Origin of the sequence: Lewinella sp. IMCC34191 (assembly GCF_003390935.1) — a bacterium.
GTDB lineage: Bacteria > Bacteroidota > Bacteroidia > Chitinophagales > Saprospiraceae > Neolewinella.
The window spans coordinates 155,693-168,971 of the sequence record NZ_QNQZ01000009.1; the positions used below are offsets into that span (position 1 = coordinate 155,693).

Annotated in this window: 13 protein-coding genes; 11 read left to right on the forward strand and 2 right to left on the reverse strand. The window is 56.4% G+C overall.

The annotated features are described in order from the left end of the window. Positions 1–207 precede the first annotated feature (207 nt). From DRW39_RS17010 to DRW39_RS17030, 5 genes are read left to right on the forward strand one after another with little or no spacing between them, the layout of a single operon-like run. Positions 208–1,077, forward strand: a complete 870-nt coding sequence (locus tag DRW39_RS17010) for a porin family protein (RefSeq protein WP_116108265.1) — start codon at positions 208–210, stop codon at positions 1,075–1,077. 1 nt (position 1,078) lies between these two features. Continuing rightward, on the forward strand, positions 1,079–2,065 hold the full coding sequence (gene trpD / locus DRW39_RS17015) for an anthranilate phosphoribosyltransferase (RefSeq protein WP_116108266.1): 987 nt from the start codon (positions 1,079–1,081) through the stop codon (positions 2,063–2,065). Between the two features lie 55 nt (positions 2,066–2,120). Further along, positions 2,121–2,939 (forward strand): indole-3-glycerol phosphate synthase TrpC, encoded by an 819-nt coding sequence (gene trpC, locus DRW39_RS17020; RefSeq protein ID WP_116108267.1) that lies wholly within the window; start codon positions 2,121–2,123, stop codon positions 2,937–2,939. Beyond that, positions 2,936–3,589 (forward strand): phosphoribosylanthranilate isomerase, encoded by a 654-nt coding sequence (locus tag DRW39_RS17025; protein ID WP_116108268.1) that lies wholly within the window; start codon positions 2,936–2,938, stop codon positions 3,587–3,589. Before trpC ends, DRW39_RS17025 begins: the two co-directional genes overlap by 4 nt. Before the next feature lie 20 nt (positions 3,590–3,609). Then, a complete protein-coding gene (locus DRW39_RS17030; RefSeq protein ID WP_157976185.1) occupies positions 3,610–4,404 on the forward strand; it encodes a DUF2520 domain-containing protein in 795 nt (264 codons plus the stop codon). Here DRW39_RS17030 and DRW39_RS17035 read toward each other — a convergent pair. After that, positions 4,336–4,755 carry a hypothetical protein gene (locus DRW39_RS17035; protein ID WP_116108270.1) on the reverse strand — a complete coding sequence of 140 codons (420 nt, stop codon included), beginning with the start codon at positions 4,753–4,755 and terminating at the stop codon, positions 4,336–4,338. The two genes, DRW39_RS17030 and DRW39_RS17035, sit on opposite strands and share 69 nt — an antisense overlap. 174 nt (positions 4,756–4,929) lie before the next feature. Between DRW39_RS17035 and DRW39_RS17040 the strand changes: the two genes are divergently transcribed. The 4 genes from DRW39_RS17040 (at position 4,930) to DRW39_RS17055 (ending at position 9,125) form a co-directional block, all read left to right on the forward strand. Beyond that, positions 4,930–6,009: an endo-1,4-beta-xylanase gene (locus DRW39_RS17040; RefSeq protein ID WP_116108271.1), complete on the forward strand. Its 1,080-nt coding sequence runs from the start codon at positions 4,930–4,932 to the stop codon at positions 6,007–6,009. Between the two features lie 84 nt (positions 6,010–6,093). Continuing rightward, positions 6,094–6,408 (forward strand): 50S ribosomal protein L21, encoded by a 315-nt coding sequence (rplU, locus tag DRW39_RS17045; RefSeq protein WP_116108272.1) that lies wholly within the window; start codon positions 6,094–6,096, stop codon positions 6,406–6,408. Positions 6,409–6,458: 50 nt separating this feature from the next. After that, complete coding sequence (rpmA, locus tag DRW39_RS22920) at positions 6,459–7,289, forward strand: 50S ribosomal protein L27 (RefSeq protein ID WP_410503600.1); 831 nt, start codon at positions 6,459–6,461, stop codon at positions 7,287–7,289. 594 nt (positions 7,290–7,883) lie between these two features. After that, positions 7,884–9,125: a DEAD/DEAH box helicase gene (locus DRW39_RS17055; protein ID WP_116108273.1), complete on the forward strand. Its 1,242-nt coding sequence runs from the start codon at positions 7,884–7,886 to the stop codon at positions 9,123–9,125. A 25-nt stretch (positions 9,126–9,150) separates the two neighbouring features. Here DRW39_RS17055 and DRW39_RS17060 read toward each other — a convergent pair whose 3' ends face one another. Continuing rightward, positions 9,151–9,822, reverse strand: coding sequence for a Rho termination factor N-terminal domain-containing protein (locus DRW39_RS17060; protein WP_116108374.1), 672 nt, complete (start codon positions 9,820–9,822; stop codon positions 9,151–9,153). A 510-nt stretch (positions 9,823–10,332) separates the two neighbouring features. Between DRW39_RS17060 and DRW39_RS17065 the strand changes: the two genes are divergently transcribed. Both DRW39_RS17065 and DRW39_RS17070 read left to right on the forward strand, forming a co-directional pair. Further along, a complete protein-coding gene (locus DRW39_RS17065) occupies positions 10,333–10,824 on the forward strand; it encodes a DUF6495 family protein (protein WP_116108274.1) in 492 nt (163 codons plus the stop codon). A 60-nt stretch (positions 10,825–10,884) separates the two neighbouring features. Further along, complete coding sequence (locus DRW39_RS17070; protein ID WP_116108275.1) at positions 10,885–13,278, forward strand: glycoside hydrolase family 3 N-terminal domain-containing protein; 2,394 nt, start codon at positions 10,885–10,887, stop codon at positions 13,276–13,278. The last annotated feature ends 1 nt before the right edge of the window (position 13,279 follow it).

The window sequence follows — 13,279 nt, forward strand, 5'->3', positions numbered from 1 at the left end:
CAATAATTTTCACGACCGACTTGATTAAGGTGCCCCCTTAATTACACGTTTGCGCCAAAGGTAATACAGGTCCATTGCCCCGACAACAAAATTAACAAATTCCATGTCGGATAACGACCAACTTTTCTTTAACAGTGACTGTCCTTTCCGGGGCGGGCACCTGCTGCCCACCAAATTTTATACCATCTTTGCAGCCAAATATTAGCTATGTACCCGCTACGTATCCTCTTTATTTTCTTGCTGTCCGTGCCCTTGCTGAGCCTGCGTGCCCAAACCTTCAGCGGTGGTTTTCGCGCCGGCCTGAACTTCATCTCTTTTGATGCGGATCAGGAGATGGATGGGGATATGACTTTGGAAGAGTTCAAGCGGACCACCGGATTTCACGTTGGTGCCACCTTTGCCCTAGCATTCACGGACCTGGTAGGCGTGAAGGCTGACCTAATGTACAGCCAGAAGGGGGGTGAGGTCCGGTACGAAGGGCCTTCTTCCTTTTATCTCTACAACGACGGCACCGACGTGGAAGGCCTGCGGGTTTTCGGCGACCTGGATAGTGAGCGCGACGTCCTCAACAGCTACATCGACATACCGGTAGTAGCCTATTACCGTCTGGGGCCGGTCGAATTGGAAGGAGGCGTAAGTGCCGGCTTCCTCGTCAACAGCCGAGCCTCCGGCTCAGCATCCTATACCAACGTCGTGTTGCCCGATGGCCGCAGTATCGCGGACGTTTCTTTCAATTACGATTATAACTACTTCAGCGACGTCACCGGATTTGATGCCATCGTCGAACCTAACGAAGACCGGCAGGGATATCCCGGCGTGATCGACGCCTACTATAACAGTGACGATAACCGGCCGCTCTACCGCCGCCTCGACTTCGGCCTGATCGGTGGTGCGTCCGTGTTTTTAAACAATGGTCTCTACCTCGGACTGCGGTACCAATATGGCCTGACCGATGCCACCCGGGGAGAAAACGACCTGCGCCTGACCCGGACGGAGGGAGTATCCGAAAGAGAATACAATACCGACGACAAGGATTACAACCGCGTAATCCAAACCAGTATCGGTTTCCGCTTCTAGTATGAAGAATTTACTCACCCAACTGTACGGAAGAAAACCCCTCGATCGCCAGACCGCTTACCTTACGCTGAAGCGTATCGCCAACGGCGAGGCCGCCGAACCGGAGATCGCCGCCGTGGTGTCCGCCATCAATATGCGCCCGCCCCACCTTTCGGAGATTCAGGGTTTTCGGGATGCGATGCTCGAACTGGCGGTCCCCTTTTCCCTTGACGGCCGGGAAACGATTGATATCGTGGGAACGGGTGGCGACGGTAAGAATACCTTCAACATCAGCACCCTGTCGTGCGTGGTTGTCGCCGGTGCGGGATACCCGGTGACCAAACACGGGAGCTACGGCGTCAGCAGCAATGTGGGCAGTAGCGATGTACTCCAAGCATTGGGCTATTCCTTTAGTAACGAACGCGATAAGCTTCTCGGAGATCTCGACCGGGCGGGGATCTGCTTTTTACATGCTCCCCTGTTCCACCCCGCCATGAAGAATGTGGTACCGGTACGCAAGGCGCTACGGGTGCGGACCTTCTTCAACTTGCTCGGTCCGCTTATTAACCCGGCCCGGCCGAAGTATCAATTATTTGGAACTTACGACCGGGAGGTCAGCCGCATCTACGATTATATCCTGCAGATGGAAGAGCGGGAATACCTGATCGTACACGCCATGGATGGCTACGATGAAGTCAGCCTCACGGATGGGGTAAGTGCGAGGGGCCGCAGGATGCAAGCTATTCTCTACCCGGAAGACTTTGGCCTGACCCATCTGTCCCCGCAATCGCTCTACGGTGGCGAAACGCCCGAGGAGGGAAAGGGCATTTTTCTCAACGTGCTTGAAGGCAAGGCCACCGACGCTCAGGAGGACGTGGTGTGTGCCAATGCCGGTCTCGCCATCCATGTCATCCACCCCGATCGGGCGCTACCCGACTGCGTTGCGGAGGCCCGCGAAAGCGTCCGGAGTGGAAAGGCGCTGAATGTCCTGCGCAAACTATTGGGGTAGAGCCAACCCATAGCCGGGGTGACGCCTTATCTTGTGAAGGAACAAGCACTTACACATGGCCAACATACTGGACCGAATTATTGAGTACAAAAAACTGGAAGTCGAACGGAGACGGGAAAAAGTGCCCGTGTCGGCCCTGAAGGACAGCGCCCGCTACCATGGCAAGCGGCACGACTTCTGTCGCGCACTCGAAAACAGCCCGGACTTCGGCATCATCGCGGAATTCAAGCGCAAGTCTCCCAGCCAGAACGACATCAATCTGGCGGCGGATGCAGCGACAATCGGTCGTGCCTACGTCCAGGCCGGAGCGGCTGCTATCTCCTGCCTGACCGACACGCAATTTTTCGGCGCGCAACCGGACGACATCGACAAACTGCGGGCCGTAGTGAACGTGCCGGTACTCCGCAAGGACTTCATTATCGATTCCTACCAACTGCACGAAACACGCGCCATGGGGGCGGATGCGGTACTGTTGATCGCGAGTGTCCTGAATCCGGTCCAGATTGACGAGTTGGCGGAAGAGGCCAACGAATTGGGGCTGCAGGTAATCTGCGAAGTACACGACGAAGAGGAAGTCGCCAAGATCAGCCCCAGTGTCGACATCATTGGCGTCAACAACCGGAACCTGGGGGATTTTTCCGTCGACATCTCCCGTAGCCTGCAATTGGCGGAGATGCTGCCCCCGGGCATGCTGCGCATCAGCGAGAGTGGAATCGACGACCCGCAATCCATCATCAAACTTCGCAAGGCCAAATACCGTGGCTTCCTGGTAGGTACCCACTTCATGCGGCAGTCGGATCCGGGAGAAAGTCTTGCAGCCTTTATCAAAAAGGCCCACGAGATCGAGGAAATCTATAAGGATGCCATCGCATGAAGGTAAAAGTCTGTGGTCTGCGAAATCCCGAGAATATTGAGGAAGTCAGTGCCCTTCATCCAAACTACTTAGGGCTCATTTTTCACCCCGATTCCCCTCGCTTTGCCGGTCAGCCTGCCCTCGGCGAGTGGATCCGCGATAACGAGGACAAATTGCGCGAGCAGGAACTGGTGGGCGTATTTGTCAATGCGGAGGTTGATTACATCCTTAATACCGTTTACGACTACCAGCTGGACTGGGTACAACTGCACGGTGACGAAAGCCCCGGCTACTGCCGCGAGTTAAAATTGCTCTGGAGCGTAAACACCTTGCGCAAGCCCGGTATCGCCAAGGCCTTTTCCATTACACCTGATTTTGATTTCAATCGAACCAATCCCTACGTCGGCAGCTGTGGCTTATTCGTTTTCGATACGGGCGGTCAGGCGCAACCCGGTGGAACGGGAAGGAAATGGAATTGGGAAAAGCTGGGCGAGTATACCGGCCCGGTACCCTTTCTATTGAGCGGCGGGATCGGCCCTGGGGACACGGAGGCACTCAATCAACTGAATCATCCCCAACTACGGGGCGTGGATATCAATAGCCGCTTCGAAAGTGAGCCCGGTCTGAAGGACGCACGGCAGCTGGAACTTTTCCTGCGAAAGCTCAATTGACCCGGCGCTAAATTAAAGCGGTGAAGTACGCCATCATCGGAAGTGGAAATCTGGCCTGGCACCTGGCCGGCGTACTTGGTCGCCAGGCCGTCGTCATTTACCGCGAGCAGCAGCCGGTAGAATCCTGGCCCGTCGACCTCTTGCCGCTTGAGGCTGTAGCTACCCAAAACTGGGATGCGCTATTTCTAGCGGTACCCGATGAAGCTATAAGGGCGGTAAGTCAACAGCTCGCCGCGGTACTCCCGGCGGACTTACCTGTAATTCACACGAGCGGAGCTACTCCGCTTGACCGCATCGATGCGCAGTTCAGGCACCGGGGTGTTCTGTGGCCGATTCGGTCGCTGCGCAAAGGTGAAATCGTTGCCGACTGGAACGATCTGCCGCTGGTGTTACAGGCCGATACCCAGCTGGCGAGACGACGACTGACCGAAATAGCCGGGGACCTAAGTCAGACAGTGACCTGGTTAAACGACCGGCAGCGGGCGCAACTGCATCTCGCCGCTGTCTTTTCCAACAACTTCGTCACGGCGCTTTACGAGGTTGCCTTCCAACTGTGTGCCAGCTGCGACGTTCCTTTCGACTTGCTGCTTCCCATCATCCGTAACACCGCCGGGCGCCAGGATGGTAGCCGACCCGCCGACCGGCAGACCGGTGCCGCGGCCCGTGGGGATTATGCCACCATGGACCGTCACCTGGAGCTGATTGATCGGGAAACCTACCAAAATCTTTACCGGGACATTAGCGCGCTAATCCTCGAGTACCGGTTGCCCCAGCACGACACGGACTTCCGGGGTGAGCCGGACGATGACCTTTAGGATGAGTGGGTCCTGCAGCTCGGCTTTTGTTTGACGCTGTAGTCTATAAGCCGTACGTATTGCGGTGAAGACGGTAAGTAGGGCCGTTTCTCCCTTATGGTTTTTCATCCGTTGACGAATGGCTTCTTCGGTCCAGTTGGAATGAGCACCTACGAGTTCTACGTTCAGGGATGGATTGATGGCCAGCGTCATGGAGAAACTGGTGATCTTCAAGCCGTAGCCTTCGAGAATGGGAAAAATTTCGAGCCAATCCTCGATCAGTTTACTGGTCTTTTCGCGGGTGCCCTCCCCTACCGTACTTGCGAGTCCGCTCATCGCCTTGCGGGCTCCTTCCAAGATGTCATCTAGCATATTATAGTATAAATGGTCAGGCCACCAAGATCGACCGACGGAGGCGCACGGACAAGCCCGTTCGACCGTTCCCCGCTGATTATCGACCGACGTAAATGACAACAGACCGAATGCAGCATGTTCCGAGCGCAAGTACGGCTGTGCCGATTCGACCGGGTCGGATTACCTTGTGGCATGCAAGATTTCCTCGCTTATCTGACCGTATCCCTACTTGTCCTTGGTTGCGCCCCTTCCCTACCTGAGGGAAACGACCGAACGGACAACCTATCTCTAGGACTTGCCGACTTGGCCAATTTTCCCATCGGGGGGGCGATCAACGAGGGGCGCGTCCGTGACGATACCGCTTTATTGGCGATTGTCAATGAGGAGTTTAACAGCCTCACCGCCACGAATGACATGAAAATGTATTCCATCGCCCGTGGTCCCGGAGCGCTGGACTTTACGCTTCCGGATGCCTTTGTGGACTTTGCGGAGAAACATGGTAAGCGGGTGTTCGGACACACGCTGATCTGGCACTATGGATTCCCCCAGCACCTGGAAGATCTGGAACCTCAGGGAGCCGAAGAATTCATTCAATCCTACATCGATACCGTAGTGACCCGCTACCGCGGCCGGGTAGATGGCTGGGATGTAGTGAACGAGGCGATGGCTACGCGGGGGGGCGAGTTGCGGGAAACGCCCTGGTTGGAGAAGATAGGCAAGGACTATATACCCATGGCCTTCCGCGCCGCCCGCCGCGCAGATCCGGAAGCCAAGCTGTTCATCAATGACTTCAATACCGAGCGCGACACCGCCAAACTAAACGGTCTGCTCCACCTCGTCCGGGAAATGCAGGCGGATGGCGTTCCGATCGACGGCATTGGTTTTCAAATGCACATCCGGATGGACACCGATGAAGAACTGATCGGCCGGTCATTAGCCCAGGCCGCTGAAACGGGTTTATTGATCCACCTCTCCGAAGTCGATATAATTTTCAACCGGCACGACGACACCCAGGGTGGAGGCGAACAGATCGTAGACGAGATCACACCGGAATTACTGGAAGCGCAGGCCGAAAAATATGAGCGGCTGGCGGAATTGTACCGGGAGAACGTTCCGCCGGCCCAGCGCTACGGCATCACCTTCTGGAGCTTCACTGATCGCGACACCTGGATCAACGGCTTCTTTAATTTGAAAGACTGGCCGACGCTCTACGACGAGCAGTTGCGCAAAAAGCCGGCGTACGACGGATTCGCCAGGGGACTGCAGGAATGAAGTTTGAGTAGGGACTAGTATATCCTAAACCTTTTCCTTACCTTTGCGCCCCGAAATCAATTTTTATCACCAACATCCATACCGATGTTTGCAATCGTAACCATAGCCGGTCAGCAATTCAAAGTTGAGGAAGGTCAGGAGATCTTCGTCCACCGGCTAGAAGCCAAAGCTGGCGATTCCGTTAGCTTCGACGCGGTTCACCTCCTCGCCAACGGCGATGACGTAACCGTGGGCACGCCGATGCTCAGTGGCGCCTCTATCGGGGCCACCGTTGTTGATCCGCTCGTCAAGGGCGACAAAGTGATCGTATTCAAGAAGAAGCGCCGCAAGGGCTACCGCTTGAAGAAGGGTCACCGTCAGCAATTCACCAAGCTCAAAATCGACTCCATCGCGGGCTAGTCACGGCCCCATTCCTAATTTCCCCTCGGGGAGCCAAAACTTAATATACCATGGCACACAAAAAAGGTGTAGGTAGTACCGATAACGGCCGCGACAGTAAATCAAAACGCCTGGGCGTGAAGCTCTTCGGCGGTCAGTCGGCCAAAGCCGGTAACATCATCATTCGTCAGCGCGGTACCAAGTACCACCCCGGCGACAACGTTTACATGGGTAAGGACTTCACCATCCACGCCAAAGTGGACGGCACCGTCTCTTTCAACAAGAGCCGTCTGAACCGTATGTTCGTCAGCATCGACCCCACCGAGGGAAGCAGCTCGAATGGCAACGGGAACGGAAACGGTAGCTCCGCTGCTTCGAACTCGTCCAACGGTAACGGCACAAAGGCCGCTCCGTCCAACGCCGGCCAGCCCGCCCAATCGCGTGCTTCCGTCGAAGCGAATACCGACCCCGTCCACATGGACGATGCGCCCGAGATGCCCTCGGTAGCTCCCGGTATCACGGACGAAGCCGAACTCGCCGCCGCCAATGCGGATCAGGGTGACGCGCTGAACACCGCCGAGGTAACCGGTAGCGATCGCCCCGAAGAAGTAGTTCTGCCCAGTGGCAAGAAGTACAAAATCAACGACCTAACCGTTATCGAAGGCATCGGACCCGGCATCGCTGGTATCCTCAGCGCCGCCGGCATCAAGAGCTGGGAAGGACTGGCGGATGCTGACGTTGACTTCCTGAAGGAGCAACTAGCGGACGCCGGAGGCAATTATGGTTCCCACGATCCTTCCACCTGGCCACAGCAGGCGCGCCTCGCCGCCAATCAGCAATGGGGAGAACTGGAAGAACTTCAGGGCAAGCTACACGGAGGTCGGTTGACCGAAGAGGAATAAGTCTCTTCTACCCTTCCGCCAAAAGAATACGCCCGGTCGAGCAGCTGCTCGATCGGGCGTTTTTTAATTCCACACGTGCCCCCAGGTGGTTTGACTCCTGCTAAGAACATGGTTGGGATAGCTGGCCTGGTTCGGTAATCCCCTTGTCCTCCATCCGCAAAACGGATATCGGAGCCCTGACAAGTCGAAGGGATGAGGCCCGCCCTAGACAGGCCGAAGTCACTTCCCAATTTAAATAAATTGTAGGGTCAACCAAGTTTTAGGGCCCGTGTGGACTTGGTAAACGCACGAACGGCGATTTTGATTGACGGCAGCGTCCGATTCTCCCGGCACGATCGGAATTTACGGGAGGTTCGGATAGATCGTTCTCTACCGAGGTAGCCTATATGAAGTAAAAAATGAGGCTTAATAAATTTATGCGTACCTTTGCGCCGCGAGCTGGGACCTCTTCGCTTTGTCCGATCCACGCCTCGTCCGCCGCTTGTACACCAACCGGCTTATCATTTCGGAGCGAAGCATCTCAACCAGTCATCCGGTAATTGCCCGATGACAAGGTGCCCGACAGTCGGGCCACCCATCAACATCTATCTATCTATGGACAGCAAACGTCCCAATCGCCCGGCTAAAGGCCGTAATAAGCGTAGTTCCTCCAATCGCCCGCAGCGCAAAAACTCCGGTGGTAACCGCCGGGGAAGTTCCGGAGGCCGCTCCAATCACAATTACATTCCCCTTCCGGCCGATATGATGGTCCACGAGGGTGTTCCGCTGAAGACCGTCGAATACCACGCCGAGAAGAAATACGCCGAGTGGCCGCTTCACCCGAAACTGAAGAGCGCCATCAAAGCTGCGGGCTGGGTGTACCCCACCGAGATCCAGGAAAAGTCATTCGAACACGTAGCCGCCCTGAAAGACGTCATGGGCATTGCTACCACCGGTACCGGTAAAACGGGAGCTTTTCTCATCCCCCTGATCGATGCCCTGATCGTAGCGGAAGAGCCCTTCCAGACTTTGGTGCTGGCTCCCACCCGCGAACTGGCGCTGCAGATCGAGGAAGAGTTCCGTGCCCTCACGCTCGGGATGAAGTACAATGCCATTACCCTCATCGGCGGCCGGAACATCAATACCGACATCGTCAACCTGAAGAAGCGCAGCTACCACCTGGTCGTTGCCACTCCCGGACGTCTGAAAGACCTGTATCAGCAGGGCAAGATCGACCTCCAGGAAGCTTCCGTACTGGTACTTGACGAGTTCGACCGGATGCTCGATATGGGCTTCCAGAAGGACGTGATGTACCTGACCGACAAAATCGGCGAGCGCGATCAGACCATGTTATTCTCCGCTACCCTGGACAAGTCGCAGCAGAAACTGATCGATCACTTTCTGAAAGACTACGTGACCGTGAAGGTGAGTAGCGGCGAGGCTTCGGCCGAGCACATCAACCAGAGCGTCCGCTACGTCGAGCCCGACAACAAGTTCGACGAACTGATTGAGCTGCTCAAGGAACCGGAAATGAAGCGCGTCCTGGTTTTCGCGGAAACCAAGCACCGCGTCAAGAAGGTAACCAAGAAACTGAACCAGGCCGGTATATCCGCCGACGAGATCCACGGCAACAAAAGCCAGAATTACCGCCAGAAAGCACTGAATGCATTTAAGGCCGGCAAGATCAAGGCGTTGTGCGCTACGGACGTAGCCGCCCGTGGCCTGGACATCGACGACATCACCCACGTGATCAACTTCGAAGCTCCCACGGACTACGACACCTATATCCACCGCGTAGGCCGTACCGGTCGCGCCGGAAAGGGTGGTGAAGCGATCACCTTCTACGATAAGGCCTAATTAACAGCTTGAAGGAGGGCGGATACTATTTTCCGTCCTCCTTTAATGCCTTGATCAGTTCGTCCTTATTCATATTGCTCCGGCCGTCTACATCGCGGTCCTGCGCCATGTCGTAAAGCTCGTCTTTGGTTTTGCCAGAGAGATCATTGTCTTTCTTTTCCGAGTAGGTATCGATGATGGCTTTTTTAAGCTCGTCCTTATTCATCGAACTGCGACCTGCTACGTCGAGTTCCTGCGCACGGTCCATCAGCTCCTCCTTCGTCAGTCCGTCACCGTCGATAACCCCAATCTCGGCCATCGTACGTTGAACGATATCGGGCCAATCGGCGTATTGGTCACCGTCGTCGTCCGTTTTCTTCTTGGTTTTATTGGCTTGCTTTCGCCCCGCTTCGGTGAGCAGCGCCCAGGCATCATGGGGTAGGTACCGTGCCATGCCTTCCGCTCCATCGGCAGCGGCATCTCCGTCGCTGGTCTCCCATTCGTTCTTCGTCCACTGTTGAAGGCTTTTGGCGGCATCATCCTTTTCGTCGTCCTTGTAGCCCCCACCCTGCTTTTCGTACTCCTGCACCAGCATCTGGCTTTTGCGGGCACTCCACTGGCCCGGTTCGCCTCCCTTATCGGATTCCATCAGGTCCTGCTTGATCTGGCGGCGCAGATCGGGCTTGGTGTACTTTTCTTCGTAGTTGTCGTCAGCCATCGGAATGTTTTGGAGGGTAACTAAGCTGACGCCAAACGGTTGACGGCAATTTACCTGCGCCCCGCCGCAAAAAACCGCTACCGGCCCATTTACTGCATGCGTACGTACCCGGGGTCGTCGGCCGCCTCCTGCGCGTAGGTGTTAAGTTTGACGTTTTTCTGGGAGCCCTCTGGCGTATACGCATGTTGACGAATTATCGAGCAGAGAGACGCGATCGCGAAGTAAGAGGTAGCCCTTAAATACCGTGCCGATGTGGGAGGGGAAAATCACTGGTTCGCGAAGCATGCTGACGCCGCCACCGGCCTAATCCCATTCGAATTCCAGCCACCGATTGAAATGTAACGTTGTCGATCCCCAGCACGATAGCGAAAAAGGTGAGCGTAAGCAGCGACAGCCGGACGGCACCGCTTCCAAAGTCGGGTGTTCTGATTACAGAACTACTAGCTTTGTACTCGGCTATTTGTCCCGAACCGGCAAACTACGCCTCCCGGCATTTGTTGGTGCATTGCTATGAAGGAAAGCAAATTTCGCCGCCTGCGACGGGACGAACTCGAGGAGGTAACTCCGCAATTCATCAAATTCCTCAGCGTCAACGGAATCGATGCCGACAGCTGGGTGCGCATTAAAGTCGACGAACCCCAGCATGCCGACGCCCTCATTTTACAATTCAGCCAGATCGTTTTTTCGGGCGTGATTGAGCGGGTGGAATACCTCATCCAACGCAAGCCCCACGATCTGCGTACCTACCGTACCGGGCCGGACAAGATCGAGATGCGGGGCCTGTTACTGAGTGGAGAAACATCCGTTGACCTGACCGATGCCGAACTGCCCCCGCAGGAAATTTTCGATCGACTGAAAGCCGATGGTGCCCGGCCGAAACTATACTCCGCCGAACGGGCTTACCTACCTATCGGCCGCGACCAGGATATTTTCCTGCGCATGGAAGAGGGTGCCCTGATCGATAACGGTGACCTGTTCCAGCTACTGGACGGACTGAAGTAGGCCATCCATTCTGGCGGCTACGGTAAATACCTTATTTTAACCTGCTTCAAACCACGCTGCATGCCCGTTTACCGCCTTGTTCTCTTGATACTGTTGCTGCAGTTCACGAATTGTGAGTCCGAGGTCCAGCCGCTCTCATCCGCACCGACGACCGCCGATGCGAATACTCCGCGATCCAATACCGAACTGGCTATTTATAAGGATGCCAGTCAACCAGTAGGCGATCGCATCGCCGACCTGGTCGGCCGCATGACGACGGAAGAAAAGGTAGCCCAGGTGATGGCTATCTGGAAGGACAAGCACCAGATGGAAACGGAGAATAGTGACTTCGATCCATCGCTGGCGGCGGAGGTCATTCCTCACGGTATCGGTCACATCACCCGTCCCAGCGAACTGACCGCCAGTGGCGAGCCGGGCCGAACGGCTGCCGAAGAGGTGGCGTACGTGAATGCCATTCAAAAGTGGTTGGTAGAGGAAACCCGCCTGGGTATACCGGCACTGATGCACGAGGAAAGCCTGCACGGCCTGGCCGCCCAGGACGCGACCAGTTGGGGGCAACCCATTTCGGTCGCCGCTACCTTTAACCGGAAGCTCGCGCGCCAACTCTACGCTACGGCGGGTCGGCAGGCGGCTAGCCGGGGCGCCCACGTCGTGCTCACGCCGGTAGTGGACGTAGCCCGTGACCCTCGGTGGGGGCGCGTCGAGGAAACCCTGGGAGAAGATCCCTACCTGGCCGGCGAAATCGGATTAGAAGCGGTGCTCGGCTTCCAGGGCGATGACGATCAGTGGGACGAAGGGGAAGTATTTGCCACCTTAAAGCACCTGGCCGGCCACGGCGAGCCCGAGGGAGGCACCAACACCGGACCGGCCCATATCAGCGAACGAACCCTACGCGAGGTCTTCCTCTACCCCTTCCGGCACATCGTCGAGAATGGGAACGTCCGCAACATTATGGCCAGCTACAACGAAGTCAACGGTATCCCGAGTCACGCCAATGCCTGGATGCTCAATGATGTACTTCGTGGTGAATGGGGGTACGAAGGTGCCGTGGTATCCGATTACTTTGGCGTGGAGGAATTGAATAAGCGTCACGCCGTCGCTAAAAATCTCAAGCAGGCGGCCATCCGCGCCATCAGCAGCGGGGTCGACATCGAGTTGCCGGACCGGGAAGCTTTTCCCTACCTAGTGGAAGCCGTGAACTCGGGGGAGCTGGATGAATCGATTCTGGACCGCGCCGTCGGCCGCATACTGCAGCAAAAATTTGACCGGGGGCTTTTCGAGAATCCCTATATCGATCCAGATAAGGCCCTGTCAAACACGCCGGAAGACGACGCCCTGGTGCGCCGGGCCGGCACGGAAAGCATGATCCTGCTTAAGAACGATGGCGTCCTGCCGCTCGCCGACGGACTCACCATTGCCGTTGTGGGTCCAAACGCCGATCGAGTCCTGCTCGGTGGGTACAGCGACCACCCTGCCCACTTCGTTACCCTGCGACAGGGGCTGGAAGATTACGCGGCGGGCACGGACGGTGCGGTGATCTATTCCGAAGGCACCCGCCTCACCGAGCCGGGCAGCTGGTACAAAGACACGGTGGTTGCCGTCAGCGAGGCCGACGATCGAAAACGGATCGCCAAAGCAGTCAAGGAGGTGGCCGCGGCGGACGTGATCGTACTGGCCGTGGGCGGAAACGAGCTTACCAGCCGCGAGGCCTGGGCGGAAAGCCATATGGGCGACCGGCCCTCCCTGGAGATGATGGGCACGCAGAACGAATTAATCGATGCGCTGGCGGAACTGGACATCCCGATGGTCGGGTTGGTTTTTGGTGGCCGCCCGCTCAACATCCGTAATCTCGTCGAAAAAGCCGACGCCGTTTTTCAGTGTTTTTACCTTGGTCAGGAAACGGGACACAGCGTCACCGACGTCCTCTACGGCAAAGTGACGCCAAGTGGAAAGTTACCGATCAGTATCCCCCGTTCGGCCGGCCACATTCCGGCCTACTACAATTACAAGCCGACCGCCCGCCGGGGTTACCTGATGGAAGACGTGGGTGCCCTCTACCCTTTCGGTTATGGGCTCAGCTATACGACTTTTGATATTTCGGAGCCACGCCTGGGTCAGGAAAACATCATGACCAACGGCAACACCACCGTAAGCGTGGACGTCACCAATACCGGCGATGTAGCCGGACAGGAGGTGGTTCAACTATATGTCCGCGACGACTTCAGCACCGTAACCCGGCCGGTGAAGGAGCTGCGCGGCTTTGAGAAGATATCCCTTGCTCCGGGGGAGACGAAGACCGTCACCTTCGAACTGGGTTTCGACCAGCTCAACTACCTGGATGGCGAGATGAAATACAGCGTCGAACCGGGGACCTTCCAGATTATGGTGGGGAGTAGCAGTCGCGACGAGGACTTGAAGCGCGTTGTCCTCACCGCTGTCGACCAGGCTCGATAAA